General features: G+C 49.1%; 15 protein-coding genes. 8 read left to right on the top strand and 7 right to left on the bottom strand.

Translation table 11 applies throughout. The annotated features are described in order from the left end of the window. Positions 1-8 precede the first annotated feature (8 nt). A complete protein-coding gene (locus tag JSS75_01980; GenBank protein ID MBS1902457.1) occupies positions 9-1337 on the bottom strand; it encodes a T9SS type A sorting domain-containing protein in 1329 nt (442 codons plus the stop codon). Positions 1338-1593: 256 nt separating this feature from the next. Between JSS75_01980 and JSS75_01975 the strand changes: the two genes are divergently transcribed. Further along, a complete protein-coding gene (locus JSS75_01975; GenBank protein ID MBS1902456.1) occupies positions 1594-1851 on the top strand; it encodes a helix-turn-helix transcriptional regulator in 258 nt (85 codons plus the stop codon). Positions 1852-2104: 253 nt separating this feature from the next. Here JSS75_01975 and JSS75_01970 read toward each other — a convergent pair whose 3' ends face one another. The 4 genes from JSS75_01970 to JSS75_01955 form a co-directional block, all read right to left on the bottom strand. Then, positions 2105-2677: a hypothetical protein gene (locus tag JSS75_01970; protein ID MBS1902455.1), complete on the bottom strand. Its 573-nt coding sequence runs from the start codon at positions 2675-2677 to the stop codon at positions 2105-2107. Between the two features lie 158 nt (positions 2678-2835). After that, entirely contained in the window at positions 2836-3666 is an 831-nt protein-coding gene (locus JSS75_01965) for an ImmA/IrrE family metallo-endopeptidase (protein ID MBS1902454.1), read from the bottom strand. Continuing rightward, positions 3629-4066: a hypothetical protein gene (locus tag JSS75_01960; GenBank protein ID MBS1902453.1), complete on the bottom strand. Its 438-nt coding sequence runs from the start codon at positions 4064-4066 to the stop codon at positions 3629-3631. Before JSS75_01960 ends, JSS75_01965 begins: the two co-directional genes overlap by 38 nt. Next, on the bottom strand, positions 4063-4671 hold the full coding sequence (locus JSS75_01955) for a sigma-70 family RNA polymerase sigma factor (protein ID MBS1902452.1): 609 nt from the start codon (positions 4669-4671) through the stop codon (positions 4063-4065). Before JSS75_01955 ends, JSS75_01960 begins: the two co-directional genes overlap by 4 nt. A gap of 206 nt (positions 4672-4877) precedes the next feature. On the opposite strand from JSS75_01955, the gene JSS75_01950 reads away from it, so the two are divergent. From JSS75_01950 to JSS75_01935, 4 genes are all read left to right on the top strand, one after another. Next, positions 4878-5810: a patatin-like phospholipase family protein gene (locus tag JSS75_01950; protein MBS1902451.1), complete on the top strand. Its 933-nt coding sequence runs from the start codon at positions 4878-4880 to the stop codon at positions 5808-5810. Positions 5811-5823: 13 nt separating this feature from the next. Then, complete coding sequence (locus JSS75_01945; protein MBS1902450.1) at positions 5824-6873, top strand: hypothetical protein; 1050 nt, start codon at positions 5824-5826, stop codon at positions 6871-6873. Positions 6874-7410: 537 nt separating this feature from the next. Further along, entirely contained in the window at positions 7411-8202 is a 792-nt protein-coding gene (locus JSS75_01940; GenBank protein ID MBS1902449.1) for a hypothetical protein, read from the top strand. After that, a complete protein-coding gene (locus JSS75_01935) occupies positions 8183-9742 on the top strand; it encodes a transposase family protein (GenBank protein MBS1902448.1) in 1560 nt (519 codons plus the stop codon). Before JSS75_01940 ends, JSS75_01935 begins: the two co-directional genes overlap by 20 nt. 208 nt (positions 9743-9950) lie before the next feature. Here the strand turns inward: JSS75_01935 and JSS75_01930 are convergent, their stop codons facing one another. Further along, positions 9951-16118 carry a T9SS type A sorting domain-containing protein gene (locus JSS75_01930; protein ID MBS1902447.1) on the bottom strand — a complete coding sequence of 2056 codons (6168 nt, stop codon included), beginning with the start codon at positions 16116-16118 and terminating at the stop codon, positions 9951-9953. Positions 16119-16172: 54 nt separating this feature from the next. Continuing rightward, the gene (locus JSS75_01925) at positions 16173-17843 is read right to left on the bottom strand and encodes a T9SS type A sorting domain-containing protein (protein MBS1902446.1); all 1671 of its coding nucleotides are present in this window, start codon (positions 17841-17843) and stop codon (positions 16173-16175) included. A gap of 797 nt (positions 17844-18640) precedes the next feature. On the opposite strand from JSS75_01925, the gene JSS75_01920 reads away from it, so the two are divergent. From JSS75_01920 to JSS75_01910, 3 genes are all read left to right on the top strand, one after another. Further along, positions 18641-18916, top strand: coding sequence for a hypothetical protein (locus JSS75_01920; protein MBS1902445.1), 276 nt, complete (start codon positions 18641-18643; stop codon positions 18914-18916). Positions 18917-18924: 8 nt separating this feature from the next. Continuing rightward, on the top strand, positions 18925-19161 hold the full coding sequence (locus JSS75_01915) for a hypothetical protein (protein ID MBS1902444.1): 237 nt from the start codon (positions 18925-18927) through the stop codon (positions 19159-19161). Positions 19162-19506: 345 nt separating this feature from the next. Further along, on the top strand, positions 19507-19962 hold the full coding sequence (locus JSS75_01910) for a hypothetical protein (GenBank protein MBS1902443.1): 456 nt from the start codon (positions 19507-19509) through the stop codon (positions 19960-19962). Positions 19963-19977 lie beyond the last annotated feature (15 nt).

Below are 19977 nucleotides of genomic sequence, written 5' to 3'. Positions count from 1 at the left end.
GGTTCTCCTTATCGTTGGACCGTGATCGAACCAGTGGCTATACCCTGTGTGGTGGACAGGGTAAAGTAGTAGACGCCGTTAGGAAGTTGTGAACCGTCGAACATCTGTGTGTGCATCCCGGCATCCTGTAGTTGTGGAGCGGTAATGGAGACGATGACCCCTCGCGCATCGGTGAATCGGAATGACACCGATGTCGCCGATGGCAGTGTGTACTGGATCGTAGAGGCTCCGGGGGTGGGATTTGGATAGACCTGCACACCCAGATCGATCGTCGGCGGTTGTTGAACGCCAGAAGGGAGCCCACCTGTGGTCGTTCGGTAGATAATACCATCTCCACAAATGAGAGCAACACTGTCATTTAGACATGCTATACCAAATAGTGCAGGAGCGTTCGGTAGGTAAGACGGTTGCCATGTCCGCCCGGTGTCATTGGTCATAAGAATCATCCCATGGCTGTTGCCATCAGTTCCAACTACAATCCCGTGTTGAATACTGGAGAAGGATATGGCTTCTGCTAGGCCGATCGATTGGTTGAGATCCCCCCAGTTTGCTCCGCCATCTGTGGATCGAGCAACAAAAGCATTCCCTCCCACGAAAATTAGATCTGTGCCGATTGCCTTGCAACACCAAATTTCGTGGGAAATACCTGTATACACTTGTTTCCATGTGAGCCCTCCATCGGTTGACTTTTCACAGTACCCCGCATCCGGCCAGTCGAAATGCTCGGGGTACGGTGTCATTGCTCCGACGGCATACCCAGTTAGCTTATCCCCGAAGCATCCTGCATTCGGTGCAAGCCCGATAGCTGCATTCACCTCATTCCATGTCTTGCCGCCGTCAGACGTACGGACATTCTTCGCAAACCCAAACACTACTCCTGTATCGACACATGCGAATGTCATTGGGCCGGAAGCAACTGAAGCGCGATTGAACGATTGCCAACTCATGCCGCCGTCTATCGTTTTCCAAACGGTCTTGTCGTTTGGGTCGTGAGCGCAAGCATAGCCTACGAGCGAACTAACAAACACGATGTCGCCGGGTAATGGCGTGGGTAGACTATCCCACGTCAACCCTTGGTCCGTGCTTCTGAGAAGAACGGCGTTCGCCCCGTTCCAGCCGAAGACATATCCGGTATCTTTCGATGGAAACTGAAGGCCACCGAGAGTATATCCTGCCGGAAGGTATGGGTAGGTATAGACGATCTTCCACCCGCTCGTGCTATCGCCTTGAGGTGCGGCCGGAGTCGTCTGTTGTTGGTCCGGCCCCGATTGGCCGAATGCACGGCTGCTCAAACACAGACACGCGGCAAAGAACAAAATGCTCGTTCGTAGTTTCATAGGTTGTTCTTTCATCGATAATGTAAAGGGAGTCCAATCCCGTAATTAATAAACCCCTCAACTGTGATAAGCGGCGGGGGGAGATTCAATGTTGTCAGGGTACAAATCGATGCCCTGTAGTTCCGTTGATAACAGAGGACGGGTTAAAATGTGCCCGTCGACGCGCTCGGGATTCGAGCGGATGTTGCCAGCCATAGCGTGAGAATACACGTCATGACGGGTAATATAATCCTCGTCTACGGGTAAAAAGTGCCCGATGAGGATCGCTTCAATCGTAGGAGATAATATCCGGGGATTCCGGAGTAAGAAACGCTGGACGCAAGCGCGCCTTGGCGAGGAGTGCGGATCGTCCGGTAATTATATCGGAGAGATCGAGCGTGAAGAAACCCGTGTTACGGTCGAGAAGCTCTTCGATATAGCCAAAGCGCTCAAGGTGAAACCACACTATTTCTTTGTCGAAGGAGCTTACCGCAAGACCCCGACCGAGATCGAGCGTATTCTGCGCGAGGGGTAACCTATATCATGTACAGTCCCACCTTCCCGAACCCACTGTTCGGATCGAGATTCTCGAGGCAACTGGCCGCGATAATGTTCTGTGCACTGTAATGTTTTCAGTTTTTTTATTGAGGATGAGTAGTGTGAACTATCCTTTTTTCACCCGCCGACCTGTAATATTCTGACACGCTTACTACTTGGCTGTCAGACGATATATGACAGAGTGGTTTGCATGTAACTGGGTGCAAGGTTGTAGTGGCTGTCGTGCAGTTCTACCCCTCATCGTGATCGTATAGCTCATCACTTTTTTGGACAAAGGCTGGAAATAATAATGCATAATTCGAATATGCTAATTCGAACAGCGATAGACTTAATCGGATGAAATCAATAGCTACTGTCGGTGGTATCGGATGCATTGTCCCGGAAAGGTCGATTGTAAGGGAATTCTTGTTGATCTTTGCATAGAGCAGAAAAGCACCATCGGCATTTGGATGTGCGAACCCAGAAAACCATCCGTAGACACGCGCATTCGTGGTTATTCCGTGTCCAGCAACGTTCGACATTCGCTTATCGATCATCTGAATGATCGACATGATATTGACCGACGTCAACGGCGAATCCTCCATCCGGCTGGCATGCGTGGCAAGCATTAGCTTTTTGTGGATCTCTTCCGGCGACAGCTTCCCATCGAGGAAGTCCTGTATTTGATAATTGATCCATTCAAGGTTTAAGACTGTCTCGAAGATTGATCTGCCGAGGATGCAGCAAGAGAGGTATTTCCCGTGCTCCCAGCGGTCGAGTGCGTCCTCGGTGAGTTCTACGAGCCTATATTTGGTTACCTCCATACAACTCGCATATACCATTGGAGACTTAGAGGAAATCGTTATCGCATCGATCTCAGTCACCAACCCACTTGTTATTATTCCGAGAATTCGTCTCGCTTCGAGATATTTCGGATAAGATTTGTCCATACACTGCCTATCGTTCAGTATGCTATTCGATGCTATCGTTCCCAGATCAAACTCAGCGTGTAACCATATTTGTTGGCATACACACAGTACTCAAAAAATTCATTGTCATTATCCCAGCCATTGGAGAAGAACCATGCACTTTTGGGGACAACCTGCTTTCGACGATCCTTCGGTGGAGCAGATCCTGTTAAGAACGCCTCAGATGCAATCGTTTCATGGGGAGGTGTTATCCAAACCCCACGAAGATAGTATGGGAAGTCGTCGGACTTTTTGAACCACGCGATTTGATTGTCCTTGCAGTAGACAGCCATCACCGGATGATTTCCGTGGGTTACATACCGTAACATGGCCGCTGATTGGCTTACCCGGAAGGTCGCTGTCAGGGCATCGATCACGACAGGAAGATCAATTCCTTCCTCGCGTATCTTACGACGGTCGGTACCACAGGCCCGTTGTGCTTCAGCTCTGAATAGTTCTGACGGCATTAAAAACTCTGCGGCGAAGCAATTAGCCTCTCTTTCATGGGTATTTCCCTGATACCACTGTAAGAGCGAGTCTGCCGAATCCGAGAACACGGGCAGGAGATTCCGGTGAAGTTCATAGTGACCTAGTTCGTGCGCTATCGTAAATCGTCTTCTCCCGACGGGTGTAAGGTCCGGCCGTACGGTGATAACCGATCGGTCGCCAACCGTAATGATTTGTCCATCTTTGCCTTGAAGTGTCTCCTCCTGAAAGAACGCGCCTCTTCCGAGCACTATATCCTCCAACGGCAGTTCTGTAGGACAATCTAGTCCACATTCTTCGAGGACTGTTCGAGCACGAACTTCAGCGAGTGTTAGATTGAGAGGGACTTGAGAGGTCATCAGCGTCTGACGAATCGGAAAACTTAAGGGTAAAGTGCTGTATCATTATATCACGCATTTGAGACGGATCAAGCGATTCTATACCTCGAAAGCTCATGCGCGGTCGTTCGTTCTGTAGAAAAGTATCAAAGGAGAAATCTACTGTCTGCAACAGCCGATCGACATATTCGATGGCACGTTGTTTTGCATGTTCTACTGCATCCATTGCACCGAGAGTTCGGGCCTTAGAAGCAAGGAGCATCCGTTTCCGTATCTGTTTTATTCCCTCGGCAGCCATTGCATCCGGGTCAAGACCGGCCTCACGAAGATACTCATCCGCATGAGCCTTATCGGACGTAACGTGTTCAATCTGTGCGACGATCAGATTGATAAATTCAGATCTATCCTGACGTGCGTTCATTTGCGTGTTGAAACTGGTGATGTAAGTTTGAACTCGGTAACAGTATGTCTGAGTACGGTTTGCAACCGACGATGGTCGTTGTGGTATGATTGTTCGGATAACTCGAACATCGCCTGAATATCACGAGGTGGAAGTCCTTCGCACAGACCCAGAAAAATATTCACGAGGTTTTCGTCGCCGTTAACTTGTTTCTTAACATAGTTTTGGATGGTCGAAAAATCGATTTCTTCATCAAAATACGCATTTACAAACGGTTCGACCTCTTTACGAAGGACCTCTTCGCCATCCATTCCATCGGAGACGGCATACGATGCAACTTCACTAGTCACATTTTCCTTTCTTCGGGCATTCCCGGTAACAACCGTCCGGAGTACACATTTTATCAGATAGTTTTTCAAACTACCTTTTGTCGGATCGAATTTATCCTGATTTTCCAGATAGTTCGTGATCGCTTCTTGGACGAAATCATCGGCTTGTTGTCCCATGAGAAGTGCGTCTGTATTATGTCCTCGAGCCCATGCTTTCATTCGTATCATCACATGAGCTGCCGCAAGCAGTTCATGATACAGACTACTCCAATCAATGCCCGGTGGTACAGAATCCATATTCCTCCGATCTAAATCTATACATAGATGGCGTCGAACTGCATTATTTTACAAGTGACCTGTAAAAAATCGGTCGTTACAACCATAGACACTTGAGGTGATCACGAGTACATACACGTACAAATTACTTTGCGTTGCAATTTTGCGTATATTATCTCAGTGAATCTTGGGCACCTACCCACGGGAAAATAAAGGAAAAACTGGATATGAAAATACTGACCATTGATGGCGGCGGCATACGCGGCCTCATCCCGGCCAAATTCCTGCAACTTGTCGAAGATGAGCTCGGGACGGCGATCCATACGTATTTCGACCTTGTCTGCGGTACTTCTACCGGAGGGATTATTGCATTGGCAATAGGCGCGGGAATTCCTATGGCCGAGGTGGTGAAGATGTACTGTGACGCAGGGCCGAAAATTTTTCGTCCGGGCGGACGTTTTCGCATCAGTCAATTTCCACTTTTATTCTCGAAACACTCAAGCGCGCCACTTTCACAGGCTTTGCGTGGTGTCTTCAAGCAACGAATTCTCGGAGATTCATTGGTCCGACTGTGTATCCCGTCGATCAATATTACAGACGGGCAAACGACTGTCTTTAAGACCCGACACACCAGAGACCACGTATATGACGAAGCGAGCCCCTATAAACGGGACTACTTGAGAAGTATGTATGACGTTGCGATGTCGACGTCGGCAGCTCCGACGTATTTCCCAACCCACCGCATTCCTGGTGTCGGACGGCATGTCGATGGTGGTCTGTGGGCGAACAACCCGTCGCTGATTGGAATATCCGAGGCGATTCGTATGGGGTATGGTATCGAAGAGATTGAGGTATTGTCCGTAGGAACCGGCAACACAAAATTTAACGAACGCCGCATTGGAAATCTCTTCTCCGGTATCGCGGGGTGGCGGACACGATTAATCGACCTGACATTTCTTGCGCAGTCGCAGGGGTATGATTTTACGGCACAATATCTCCTCGGCCCAACGCAATACTTCCGCGTTGATCCCGTGCTCCCGACAGACTTCAAACTCGACCAAACGAAGCACATCGGTCGGTATCTTGAGTATGCAGAGGCAGCATATCGGAAAACCGCAACCGACACACAGAGACGTTTTTTCATAACGCCAAATCGGTAAGGAGATAATACACATGGTACTAAAGGACTCATTCGAAGAATTCAAAGACAACATCTCGCTCAACGATACGCGAGTACAGAAGATCATGTCGGCACACAATTCGGTGCGGGACTGGCTTGAAGGCCAGGAAGCGATTTCGGCTCTCAATCCATATACATTCCTTCAAGGTTCCTATGCATCCGATACTGCGGTTAAACCACAAAACGATGGGTCATTCGACGTCGACGTTGTTATCGTTCTGGATTTGGAATCGATGAAGGATGCCGGCGAGGATGTGATTGCATCTATCGCAGCGGTTTTGTCAACACATGGTACGTACAAGGACAAAATCATCCAGAAAAAGCACTGCGTACGACTCGATTATGCCGACGAGTTTCATCTCGATATCACACCGGCCAATCGATTGTCAGAGAACAGCGATCCGATTGAAGTCGCGAACGACTGGCACCTGTCACATCCGAAGGGGTTGATCGAGTATTGCCGCGAGCGTCAGAAGTATTCCGGCGGGTATTTCTATGGCGTTGTCCGTCTCTTCAAATGGTGGCGAAACTTGCGCTACGGCGATGAAGGGTCTCCGAAGTCCATTATTCTTTTAACGCTCGTTGGGATGCATATCCCGGCTTTTTCCGATTCGCTCAACGAGGCATTTGTCGATACGCTCCGTAAGATCTGTGCATTCCTTGATGAACATGACAACGTGCCGGAGCTATCGAACCCTTCTATCGATGAAGAATTATATGAGCGCGAAGTCATTTCACGGTCATGGTCTATGTCTGATTATCGGGAGTTCAAGTCCCGTCTGAACAATGCACTCACGACTGCGGAGCGCGCACTGTTGTGTCGTGGCGAGCAGGAGACGATCGATATTTGGAATGGTGACGACCTGTTCATCGATACATTCCCGAAAAAGAAACATGGGCTAGGTGAGAAGGCCAAAGAATTTGCAGAAGCAGCAAGTCGGAAGGCACTAACAATTTCGTCCGCCGGTGTGATCGCTATTGGCGGTACAGGACGAGCTATCCCACATGTATTACAATATGGCGATTCCGACACCAAAAAATAATTTGTACCTCGATCTTCTGCTCGTGGTGCGGGAGTATCAAGGGTTTACTATGCAACGCAGGAATGGCAGATACATCCTTAAAGGGGAAATACAGCCATCTCTACATTCGCCGGTGTATAAGATCAAAGTCGAGATTCGGGAGGGAGTGCCACCGCGCATTGTGGTGCTCTCTCCTGCAATTCACAAGAAGTCTAAACACGTGTATAAAGCAGACGGGTCACTCTGTGTCTACCAACCCCGAGCGATACACCCTTCGACCCCATTCTTCTATCGGGATTATATCATTCCATGGATCGGGCTATGGCTCTTATTCTATGAACAGTGGCTCGTTACGAAAATCTGGTATGGCCCGGAGTACATCCATACCAACCATACCGACCGTTTTGTTCAATAGCGATTGTTCTGCGGAACTACCCCAAATTCCCCTTTGGTGCATAGGTACTATTTCTCCCGAACCAAAGGTCTCAAAAGCGCTTGTGTGTGCCCATATTTGGGCGATTCGGACACTGGATCGCCGTTTTCACTACACAACCTGCTATGATGAAGCCACTACAACCACCGGGCTACCCGTTACTCTCCTCGGAGATCCGAACAGCCCTGAAGAACCGCCAGAACATCGAACTCCGAGGCCGCTCCGCCGCCATCCGTTCACTCCTCGATGCATTGATCAGGGTCGAACGAGGGAAGAATATCGTACAACCAACCCACAGCGAAGATCATACCCTCCATATCCTGCCGAACATCACCTTTCCGGTCAGCGATAAGATGACCCCCGAGAACGTCATGCGGCAGGTCCTCCAGGAGTTCGGATGGCCTCCGGTCTCATTCCTGCAACATGTACAGTTCTACTTCGGGAAACTCCTCAAAGAACTCCATCACGACCGGGTCATCCCGGTCTTTTTGTTCGAGCATACGGAGATACTGAGAATCAAGGCATACAAGATCCTTTCGATCCTCTCCGAGCATACGATCGACCGTCAGCCGCTCGGTATCCCCTCGATCCTCTGTATCACCGAACGGGGTACACCGGTCGCCTCCCTCCAGACCACCTCCATCGTACTGGAGGTGACGAGCCCACTGACAACGGGTGAAGTAACTGCGATTATCGAGTCCGCCGCCCCGGGGTCGAGCGGAGTCTTCGACCCCTCAGTCATCCGTGCGCTCGAACAGCTTCCATCCTCGACCCAGATCGTCACCACCGTGAAGGAGCTCCAACGCTTCACCAGACGACTCGGACTCGAACAGATCACGAGTGAGGTCTATACCCAATGGCAGCACGAACGAACCACCTCCAGAAGAACACGTACCTATGCCACGCCGAACCATTGATCCCATCTTACTGGAAAGTATCCGAACCGCCTATCTGGGAGCAGCAACCGTCCCAGAGCGCAAACGAGTCATCAAGCGGGGTTGTAAGACTTCCGGCTATACCTACGGAGCCCTCATGCGGGTACTGAACCTGAAAGTCCGTCCCCGTTCGTTGAGTGGGAAGGAACAGACCCGGATCGACTATTTCAATACGTTAGGAAAGCTCGTCTGGGACTATCAGATCGAACATGCCTCCAATACACGGATGGCATCCACCTCGGTAGCGATCCGGGCCCTCAAGGACCAGAAACAACTTCCCGAGGAGATCACCTACCACCAGATATCAGCCTCGATCCGTCGTCAACGGCTCAAAAACAAATCACAGTCCTACTTTACCCGCTTCGAACGGACGGAGCCGCTGGCGATGATACAGATGGATTTTACCAGAAGTGTCTATCTGGAGCATATCAGGAAAGACGGGGTATCGTTTCTACGGACCGCAACGGCAAAAGGAGCCAATGCCAGACAGGAGCGGGTCTGGATCGCCGTCTCGATAGACGACTCGTCGAGAGTCGCCTATGCCCGCTATTACCTAGTCAAGGGGGAAAGTGCGTCGTTAGCACGGCATTTCCTCCTCCAGACCACGAAAGAGAAAACACGGGTGGATACCGATACAGGTGAGATCGTCCCGATTCCCTTACTCCAGGGACAGCCACGAACGCTCTATACCGACCGAGGCTCTGCCTTTCGCAATGCCTCGTTTCGGGGAGGGATACGCAAACTCGGGATCGGTCATGTCCTTGGGAGTACGATCCGCGATACCGAGGGGAATCGGCAGCCGGGATCGAATAAACAGGCTCGTGGGAAGGTCGAACGAATGATCCGTTACATTAAAGAGGATTTCGAGACGGAGCTATTCCTCTCCTACAAGCGAGGGACGATCTTCACACTCAGGGAGATCAACCGGTTATTACAGCGGTGGCTCATACAAGTCAATACGTCCCGCCATCCGGAGCGCAAGGATGAGAAACGATGGGAGATCTTTCATCCTGCACTCACAGGGGCGACGTATCCCCCGAAGGAGGCGGAGTTACTGTTCAGCAGCTCGGTCTGGCGGAAGGTGAACCGGCGGCAGGTACGCGTCAGCGACGGGGTGTACTGCAAGGTACCGGTCGAGATCAACCTCGGGACGAGGATCGAGATCGTTACAGTGGGCGGAAACCACTATACAATGATCGGTGGGAAGCGGGTGTTACTGGAGCCGGTACCGGTACGCAAGCGAGGACAGACCCAGACAGAGTCACCGAAGGAGTTCGAAGACGACTATCTCGAAGGGATGGCATTGCGGATCAGGCTCAACCGGGAGATCGAGGAACGCACGAGAGGTCAGCAGAACCTTGGGACCATGACCGAGGAGTGGCCCGATGAAGTGAGTGCGTTTGTATCGAAGAAGCGATCGGCCAAGGAAATCAAGCAGGTAACGACAGAACTCTTACTTGCAATAGAACCTAAGATGCCAACTTCAATGAGTATTGAAACTGACTATGTAAATGTACCTTGAATGGAGAGTAAGTATACTGTACCTCCAAAGTCTGATATTGGCGTTCCAATTGCTCATGACAACTTGTACATGATGGATAATATTAGAACAGCCCAGAATGGAAGAAACCATTCCGGGCTGTTCTGTAATGATTGTTTTTCTTGTTTACCGAATTTGGTCTGTTATTGGTAGATCGTACGACTAAACAATCGGGTTATGACTACTGAGATCATTTATTTAATAGTAGTACGCCGGTCTTGACATAATTCGTTGTTTGCACTCTCAAATAGTACCGTCCGGTAGCCATACTTTCACCCAACACATCGATATCGTAGGCTGATCGTTCTGTCACTCCTTCAAAATATGTCCGCACCATACGACCTAACGCATCATAGAGTGTGACCTGCATCGGCACGTTTTTGGGCACTTGAATATGTACGGTTGTCTTCCTATGGAAAGGATTCGGATTAACACTGATTACTATACTATCCGTACGAGAGACTGTATTACTACCCTTTGGCTCAATCCTTTTGAACGACGTTGAGGAGTCAGGAAGTTGAGGAATGTAGCCGGAAGCATCAAAGTGCGTACCGACCCCTTGCCGTTGCACAAGTGCGGCCGAAGTTACGGAGTCCTTCTTGATAATCAAGGTCAGGTAACCGGCACCGGAAGGTGGCGTTAGCAATTGCATATTGATATGCCTACCGGGTCCCGGCGGTGGAATCGGAGGCGGTGGCGGAGGCAACATATTTACGACCATGCCATTGCACGGTGCTGAAGAATTGGTTGCAATTGCTGTTGTATTCAAGGGAGTAATATGAACTCTCTCAATACTCTGGACCATTGCGTGCGTAGCCGAATCCTTCAACACCAGCTCAATGTCAACATACCGAGACGTGTCGGGGGAGTCAAACAATGAGTCGAGCGCAGTAGAATCTGTTGTGACAAGTGTGCGATCCATAAAGAGACGAGTCGTTGAATCGACATGGAAATAATTCGTTCGCACCGAATCCTCCGTAGTCGGCCAACGGACGACAGTGCTGTCGTAACTGTCATAAACATGTTGATTCGAGTGTACAATGTCATACATCGCCCAACCGACAGTAGCGATTCCTTTGTGTCCGTACGGAGGGTCACTGGGGTAGTCAGTGGTATCAGGCGGAATGAACGTACACCAATCGCATCCTGCCCCTCCATCGCCGATTGTATAGATTAATCCGTCCTCGCATTTCGCATTCTTTTGTAGAACATTAAAGGATTGAACTGTGCTGGTCTTCTCGGCTTGTTCAATGCCACTTTTACGAGCGGTAATATCGACAGCATAGAGATTATCGGGATCAGCATCAATACCACGATATGTAAATGTGGTGGCTTGTTCCTCAGTGGTCCGTTGGTATGGCATCACTACGTTAGGATATCTTCCATGATCCAAGAGGCGAGTATGGAGCCACCCCTCATTTTGACCAACACCTTTCACATGATCATATTTATCCCGCATGATGTGGATCCGCTCAACAAATGTATCTTGAAATACGAGGCTGTGAAAACCGTTGCCAAGTGGGGCATTCGGACTATTGATATCGATATCGCAAAATGCTGCGCCCGTCCGAGTTGTCGTTGAGTGTACGAGCGGCAATGGCAAGTTCCCTGCTTTAGGGTAGAATGATGTAAATGACGTCCATCCTCCGCCTTGAAGTCGTTCTCTGAGCATTACGTAGACGTTATCTACATATTGTTGAGTAGCTGCATTACATTCATGCTTTGTCATTTCCCAAGTCACGATGGGTTCGCGTTGATGACCATCCAATGTCTTGCAGTCCTTCGACACTGCTACATTGGGATGGTGATGAACGCACGATGGTGCGAGTTTGCTAACCCGTTCGATGGATGAGTTTCCAGCCGTGTTATCCAAATCAATATGTCCCGAGATACCGGCTGTATAGAGTAGGCTACGGTAGTATATCTGGCTGGTCCCGTCGTTCAACTGTTCTTCCCACACAAGATGCAATCTCTCCGGAGATGACGGGATGAGATCGGACTCGTCAATTGAAGCAACCGATGGGAATACAGAGAGTAATCGCCGAGGTTGATCCTCAGCAAAGATTACCGACGGAGGATTCGTACCATTGGTGAATGTCAGAATATTCGGGGTTACACTGAATCGGACGACTTTTGCTACTATTCCCTGATTTGGGTTTGAATATGCGCACAGCCAGCCGTCGGATGTTGCCGTAATAGAAGGAGCAGGTATGTGCCCGGCCTGGTACAGAAGGGGTGTCGTGTTAATTTTCTTAATGATACTCCAGTTAATATGATCCCAGTCCGTTCCTTTCTGACCTTCAACGGCATACACATCTTCTTGGAACAACTGAAGCGAAGTATTATAGTAGTACGTACTCCAAGTGACGGCAATGTGATCTCCTCGCGTTGCAACGGACGGGTTGTGTCCCTCGTCCATTGTGGGATTTGCATTCCCGTCAATGTGGTTCAAGTCGAAGGTTACTTGAGAGGAAGGATGTTGATCGTCATCACGGAAAAAGTTCTCTTCACCAGTTTCGATGGGCTGATTCGTCAGTTTATATAGGATCTTTCCCTTATTCTCCCATACAACAATACGACGTGGTGGGGTATGATCTTCATTAGCCTGAACGATTTCAGCTACACGATGACCGTTGTTATATGCCATCCCAAATTCACTTGCTTTCCCAAGTACGTATCCATACGCCGGAGAAATTCGCATGAGCGTTCCCTCACCCGGGTCCAGAAGTACCGCAAATGTATCTATGAACGGGCTTGTAACAACCCCCAGATAACGCTCCCCGAATTTGATCAACTTATTTCGACCAGTTCGAAGGTCAGCGACATTGTAATAATTGAAGTCAAACCCATTTGTCAGATCGCCGCTTGAGAGTGCCGTCGGATTGAGCCGGAACGAGAAAAGTCGAGTATCCACAGGACCCAGAAGTTGGTCCTCAGGGAGTGGGGTTATCGAAGTGCCCGTAGTGACATCGACTTTTGATAGCGGTCGAAAATCCTGCACTGTCTTACTTGTGCCAGTACCTTCATAGTATACGGGCCACGAGCGTTTATTTGCTACAACAATATACTTCGTCGAATCGACGATCTCGCTCGCATCCTTGCGATCGGAAGATCGGAATGCTCCAATTGCATAGCCCATTTCAGGATTCGCGAGTGCATTCTTATCATACGAGTCCGTGGCCGGTTTCCCGGCAATCCCGTCTTGTTGAAGTGTATGGGGAAATGTGTACGTGTAAGTAGTTGGATTATTGTCCTTATGATTATTTACCTTACGACTTACTACATTGTCGTGGTCGATTGGGAACCCCTGTTGCATCGAGAGCACGTCATCATCCAGCATATTGTTAAGCAAGACCGTATTGATACGTTCAAAGCCCTTGAAGTATTTCATGACTGGCCTGATGTCGTCAGAGAACCGCTTGACTCCGTCGTACTTGTCGCTTGCACCTAGATATGTCTTTGGGAGCGCCATGAAGTCATGAGAATATCTCGACTTAGGCCAATAAATATCGTCGTTTGACCCACATGAAGCTATTGATGTAAAAGTTGCTTTCCATCGAGGCTCATCCGGTGACGCAGCAAGTACGATTTCCCAGCTTCCGGCAGATCCGTCATCGATCTTATTGCTCGGAAACAGATTATCGTGGGTCGTTACATACGCAGCCACAACTCCATCCGCTGTCAATTTATAATTAGAATAACAATCTGTATGACTTCCCTTAGTAATCGGATCGGCTTGATAATCGAATAGAAAACTCATCCAATCCTCGAGCGTTTTCGATTGTGAGCCTGTATTACCATCAATATCATGTACAGTTGCAGCAAGTAACGTGTTATTGAGACTTGGAAACTTATGGGTTGTGGCGTCCCGTTCAATATAGACGGGGCCCTGTACTAACTGGCCGTTATTCTTTTTCTGGATAGCCCAGCGTTCATACATTGCTTCGGGGATTGTTCCTTTCCCGTCGGTTGGTTGCGAACCCAACCAGAACAAATTTCTGGCATAGATATTTGGTCCACCAAACTGGTGTGCAATGTCATCACAACCGAGGTTATCGAACCACCAATCATAGTGGTGAGCAGCTCCACCACCTAGAACTCCGATCTCCTCGCCATTTTGGGCCAAGAAGGTATTCCATACAATACCTTTTGCACCTTCTGCCAGTGTTCCCCAACCCATTGCCCGAATTTCAGTACCGGTAACTTGTCTGAATTCATTTGTTACAGCAAAAGAACCCCGAGGAACAAACTGGTTTGCCGTCGTGAATTCACCTCCGGGCGCAGTTGATTCCGGGATCGTCACAGTAACGGGTGCCGACGGAGACTTCCATTGGTCGTCATTCATCAGATCATTCAGTGAGAACGAATTCTTCGTGAGGAGATCAGTCCAACATGTATTACCATTGACGATCAAGTCCATGAGTTTGCCTCTCAGCGAACTCGATGCTACTTGTCCAGTGGTAGCATTGACGGTACCATAGTCCTTTACTGGAGTATGCCACTTCTTGAAGCTAAATATCTCCCATATACCGCCAATCCAAGTACCAACCCGTCTGCCGTGTCCTGGGTCGGCGAATGCGTTCTCACCCTCCCCAGACATCATTAGACAGTTGTCCAAATGCGGAATCCATCGCTTTGTATAAACGTCGTACCCCTGAATGGGGAACCCAAAAAGAGTGAAATCAGAAACATCGGAAATATTCTTGGGGATCAAGTCCTTCGGGTATCCTTGCGTTTCGAATCTTGGCGACCCATTGGTTGTCCCATTGGCTGCAAGTGGAGCAGTCCCATTCGTGCGGTCACATTCGGGAATGAGTGAAGGTGGGAGTTCACCAGTCACATCCTCATACACTGCTCGCCATTTGTCAAATTGAGAGAACACAAAGTTGTCGACGATGAATGGGTATATCCTCTTCCCCCGGCTAAACTTCTTGAACTGTTGGTCAATATATGCTAATGCGGGCCAAGTCTGTAACGTACACTCATTGCACCCTTGGATTCCCGGCAATCGGGACCACGTGTCGGAACTCGCATCTCTATTCATATTAGAGTGATCTGCCGGCGAAGTATATCCCTGAAAGCTGCGTTGGATGGTCTGAAAATCAGACCGCAGTTGGGATGAGAGTTTTCCACGAAGAAGATCATCGCCCATCTGTGAACGGAAACGCAAACCTCGGATGAAGATGCCATTAGGGGAGATCGGGACTACTTTGCACTCAATATGAACAATATGATGGAAGTTGTCAGGGGATGCCAATTGATTAAGTGCATCGTTTTTAAATCCCTGTCCTTGGCCCAGATCGATTACGGCCCGTACAAGCGCATACTTTTTCCATTGCGTAGGATCATACGCCCCTCTGTCTACATTATTCCACAATGGGAAGTATCGAATACAGTTCTGCTCAGTATTGATGAAATCCGCAGCGCTCCGAGGGTAACTATTGGCACCCCATACAAATGACGAGGCTGTTGAAGGTGGTAGATTCTTCTGATTTACGTACTGCCAATAATACTCAGGAGTAATATTACTTTGAGCAACGGTGCTCGAATGTCCGTCTGCAAAGGTTGCGACATAATCTACGCGATATGCAGGTTGATCGTCTGTAGACATTGAAGGGTAATCTGGTTCGTAGAGTCTAAATACAAAGTCGCAGATTACCACATTGGTGGTTGCAGTATTGGTCCCACCAGCAACCTGTAGCGAAGTTGTGTAACCATTTGGATTTCCAACATCCCCGTAGCCATTAACTGACGACGGATCAGTTTGTAAGTCTTCAAGCAAATTACCACTTGGGCTTATGACATCTACTGATTTCTTGAAATAAACTTCTTGGCCAAGTTGGTCCGGATGTGTAGAATTTGTACTTGGCCTTGTAGCCCAATTCCATCTCGTGTCATACGCCGCATCACCGGTCCAGTTCGATGCGAGGAAGTATTTGAACTCAGTTGGTCCGATGGAGCCGCCATTGTTGTAATGGCCTACCCATTTCTCGGATAAAATCGGCTCTGCACTCAGAATACCTTTGCGAGCGACCGGCGAACCATCACCATGATTCGCCGCGAAGAACTGTTTGATCAGTGCATCGCCCATTCCCGATTCATAGTTATAAATGAAATTGAATCCCAAATCCGAAAATGTTTGTAGGAATCTACAGTAATCAGGCTCTCCATCGTTTAGAGGACCCACGAAATAGTCATCGAACTGACCATAGGGGAAGACAGTATCGGCAACGATAGGACTCTCAATGCTTTTGTCGCAGTTCGTTGAATATGTAACTCCTGTGCATGGCTGGCCTTGTGCCGATAAAGTCAGAAACGCGGAGACAAGAAGGATGAGTAAAAAACTACAGTATTTCATGGCAGTAATTGATTAGTGATTTGGATAGTTGAAATGTGACCAAAAAAAACAATTCTAATGCGTCACGAGCAGTTTTACATTGCATGTACTTCCACTGGAAGAGACCGCTACGGTATATGTACCTGACTCCAAATCTTGCAGTGGCAAATAAAAAGTAGTTTGACCGATATCAGATTCTGTTGTTGTCGACATTACTTGTCGTCCCAACAGATCGCGTACACTTATATGGATCTGTTCGCCGTTTGAGCGGAACGTGAGGGTTGTACCACGACCTGCCGGATTTGGATATGCCCGACACTGCTCATCTCTTTGTAGACTGACCGGCACCGCATACTTCTGATTCAGATGGATTGGGATCTTCGGAGAGCCATGCAACAGTAATAGTCCGCTCGAGTCCGGCGTCAGGCTACCGTTGCTGTAGGTGGAATATGCATGGAATAGTACATCGGCGTACTTGTCATTGTCTGCATTCACGTCCACCGCTTCAACGGTTGCGCCGATCTCGTAACCGATGGCAATGTCCGCCTTGTCGTCGATGGCATCACCAAGCACGTAGTAATAGTCTGTGCCGGGCGAAAATGCTCCGCCACCACCGTTCGTCTTGATCACCGGACGACCGGTGCCGGTGATGTCACCACATTCTTTGATGAAGCCACCCCACTGATAGTTCTTGTAGGCTGGATTGATCACAGCAGGGTGACGGAGGATGAACTCGGCTTGCTGGAATTCACTTGGGACCGTTGCACCGGTATCGACAGTCAATCGTTTCTTACCAAAGTCCGGGCCGCCCCGGAAGATCCAGATCGAATTCAACATGAACCCGTCGGTTTGTACCGGGAGCAAGAGATCGACAGAGCGATCACCTGGTTTGCGAGGGAGCGCCTGCATGCTTGGGTACTCGAATGATTGCGGAAGTTGTGGTAAAAGGTGCACACTCTCTGACGCAGATATCAGAGTGTCGAACACGGATGCTTCGTAAATCTGCGCAAGCGAAAACGGTTGGGTCGAGGGGCAGAAAAAGTAATTTCCGTAGGGATCAAGATACACCATATCCGTTCGGCCGTCACCATTGAAGTCCCCGCTAAATGCGTATCGCGTCGGATCTCGTTTTATCGTATCGCGAGGCGTCCAGTTAGGGAAGATTAGAGCGGAGTCCGAGAGCGCGGGCGATGCTGATTCGTATAGGTGTTGACCGCCATGAAAAAAAGCAAACGCATATCGCGAACTATCAAGATCAACCTGGTAAGGAGTCCAATTGGTGTTTAGCTCCATGAGTATATCGTCCACCGTATCATTCGCCATAGGCCCGACAACCAACCAAGATGCGAGCGAGAATCCGTATCCCCCCTCAGGATGGTCATTACCCTGCACCGAGGACCACAGAAATGTCACACGGTTCGTGTCGTATCGGCCGTTCGAGTCGGCCCAATAGATCGAGGGACGGCCGTTATTTCGCAGATCGGCCTGAAGGAGTATATCTACAGAAGTCGAATTATGAAAGTGACCGAATCTCAGGGCATACGCGGGATTGGAAGCGTAGTTTTTTATTCGCAGCAGACCCAAGAATTCGAGTCTGGAAAGGTCGAATGGCTTCGGAGATCGGTAGAGCTTCGGATAGTACGGTTCGGCAGATTCATCCGGCATTGTGAAGTATAAATGATCCGTATCATCCTTCGGAGCTGGGAAGGCAGCGATTTGGGCACCAAAGTATGGTATCTTCTTCATGCCGACCATATACTCATCGATCCCATTGCCGATCGTTGGTCGCCAGCAGTTCGGGTCGAGAATTGATTGGGCGTGGACAATAGGGGCTATCAAAATGATAAATATGAATGCTCGACACAAAACTTTTAGGGCCCGTTTGGAGATGCTCATCTCAGACACCGTTCTAAATAGTGTTAATTAACCAACCTACCATCCACAAAGTACCACTCTCATCTTTGAACTTGCATCCATATCGATTTCGTTGAGAGTTCGCGCTTCCCATTATCTCAAAAGACACGCCAACCAAGAAAAAGTTACATGCCATTTTCAACGACCTTAGTAGAAAGTTGTCTGATAGCAGGGTCATTATGCAAATTCCACGAATTCTCAAATAAGCGGAGAATATAGAAGAGATTGTCATCTACGAACTGCTCACTCCAATTAGAGCCGTGCTAAGTTATAGAACTGAACGGTTGCTGATATTTCTCCACCTCCGAGTCATTAACTTATTGCTGTTCGGCCCGAGGTAGAGGATCAGGGAGTCGATTTGCCACGGGGTTATTTTGATGGACCATTTCCTCCCTGACCTCTACTCACGGCGCAATTGGTGCCGTCATTCATTACTACGAACATACGTCATTTCTTCCCTGATTGTACTAAGTATTTGCTAATACTTGCTATTTTTATGTAATTAGTCCGGCAACATGATAATTTTCAGCAGTTTATAGGCCGGATATTTCTCTCATTTCGCCCGAACGGACAGCATCCCACCTTGTTGTGTGTGTCAGAAGTTACGAACAGGCTAACGCCATAAAATAATGACTTTACAGACCGCGAACATGACGACGACCATTCAAATTTCGACCCCGGTTCTACCGAACCAAAAGATGGCCGATACCCTCACCGAGCGTATCAAAACACTCGTTACCGACGGCTCGACCGTGAAGGTCATTTTCTATCAATGCGGATTCGACTCCTACGGCCTCAACAGCTTCGATGTTCTCGCACTCGATACCGCGAAGCATGAACTCACCGAGTTACGCAACTCGGTGATGGTCGAACTCTTCACAACCCTCTTTCACAACAGCAAGTAAGACCAGCCATGAAGAAGAACTTCTGGAATAGCTCGATCGCTTCAGCCATCAGGAATCTGAAGATTGCAGACCGTATCCTCAAGGGGAAGTACCTCGGAGCGAGGGAAACGAAGGATGTCGAACGAATCGTCAAGGTCACGCTTCGCACGTTGAACGTTTGTTTCGACGGTTCATGGCCGAAGGTCCGCCGGAAGCTCCGGAGCGAACAACTCGAATGGTTACTCGATACCTACCTACCAGTGTAAAAAGGCCCGCATCTCTGCGGGCCTTTTTCGTACTACCACGGGACAAGCGCACGACCCCCGGCATACTCTGCCGGGGGTTGTCGTTGTTATCGAGAAGGATACTCGGGGAGAGTGCTCAACCCCAACGTTCGGGTCATTAGTGGACAAATACATATATGTATCCGTATATATACCGAAAGTTCTTGGATATTCGATTTCCGTGCTGTAACTTTGCATCGCCCGGTACGTTCAGTGTACCGTTCTAGTTGAAGATACTAATCGTATTCTTCACCTTGAGAGCGATCCGCCTCCCGGATGAGTCTCTGGGTTCTTTTTTCAACAGCATAATTCCGTTGTACCTCACCAATGTCAAACAGATCCTTACGCGACGAGCGCATCCTCGCGCGCGAACTCTACGTGCACGACGGGTTCACCCCGCTCCAGATCGCCTCCCGACTCGGCGTTCATCCCGATACCGTCCGCTCGTGGTGTAAACAGAACCATTGGGAAGCCGACCGCGAAGAGACGATTGTGACCGGGATCGAGATCGCCGTGCGCATTAAAAAACTCATCGTTCGCCTGCTCGACGGTATCGACGAGAACCTCGATCACGGAGATGGCGTGAGCGAACTCACCCTCAAACGGCTCGATCATTATACGAAATCGCTCCTGCGGCTCGACGGCAGCTACGACGAGAAGGGATCGATGATGCTCGCCATGAGGAAATTCGTCCGCTTCCTCAGTAAGACCGGAAACGTCGAAGCGATCCGAGTCCTCAACACTGCCTTGCCCCCATTTTACCGGTCGCTGTCCGAACAGTGATTGGTATCACCTATC

The organism is Bacteroidota bacterium, from assembly GCA_018266755.1.
Taxonomy (GTDB): domain Bacteria; phylum Bacteroidota; class Ignavibacteria; order Palsa-1295; family Palsa-1295; genus JAFDZW01.
This window is presented reverse-complemented; position numbering and strand designations above follow the sequence as displayed.

Coding starts and splice junctions, on each gene's coding strand:
- JSS75_01980 (MBS1902457.1), bottom strand. CDS start 1,337: ATGAAACTACGAACGAGCATTTTGTTCTTTGCCGCGTGTCTGTGTTTG.
- JSS75_01975 (MBS1902456.1), top strand. CDS start 1,594: ATGAGGATCGCTTCAATCGTAGGAGATAATATCCGGGGATTCCGGAGT.
- JSS75_01970 (MBS1902455.1), bottom strand. CDS start 2,677: ATGGAGGTAACCAAATATAGGCTCGTAGAACTCACCGAGGACGCACTC.
- JSS75_01965 (MBS1902454.1), bottom strand. CDS start 3,666: ATGACCTCTCAAGTCCCTCTCAATCTAACACTCGCTGAAGTTCGTGCT.
- JSS75_01960 (MBS1902453.1), bottom strand. CDS start 4,066: ATGAACGCACGTCAGGATAGATCTGAATTTATCAATCTGATCGTCGCA.
- JSS75_01955 (MBS1902452.1), bottom strand. CDS start 4,671: ATGGATTCTGTACCACCGGGCATTGATTGGAGTAGTCTGTATCATGAA.
- JSS75_01950 (MBS1902451.1), top strand. CDS start 4,878: ATGAAAATACTGACCATTGATGGCGGCGGCATACGCGGCCTCATCCCG.
- JSS75_01945 (MBS1902450.1), top strand. CDS start 5,824: ATGGTACTAAAGGACTCATTCGAAGAATTCAAAGACAACATCTCGCTC.
- JSS75_01940 (MBS1902449.1), top strand. CDS start 7,411: ATGATGAAGCCACTACAACCACCGGGCTACCCGTTACTCTCCTCGGAG.
- JSS75_01935 (MBS1902448.1), top strand. CDS start 8,183: ATGCCACGCCGAACCATTGATCCCATCTTACTGGAAAGTATCCGAACC.
- JSS75_01930 (MBS1902447.1), bottom strand. CDS start 16,118: ATGAAATACTGTAGTTTTTTACTCATCCTTCTTGTCTCCGCGTTTCTG.
- JSS75_01925 (MBS1902446.1), bottom strand. CDS start 17,843: ATGAAGAAGATACCATACTTTGGTGCCCAAATCGCTGCCTTCCCAGCT.
- JSS75_01920 (MBS1902445.1), top strand. CDS start 18,641: ATGACTTTACAGACCGCGAACATGACGACGACCATTCAAATTTCGACC.
- JSS75_01915 (MBS1902444.1), top strand. CDS start 18,925: ATGAAGAAGAACTTCTGGAATAGCTCGATCGCTTCAGCCATCAGGAAT.
- JSS75_01910 (MBS1902443.1), top strand. CDS start 19,507: ATGTCAAACAGATCCTTACGCGACGAGCGCATCCTCGCGCGCGAACTC.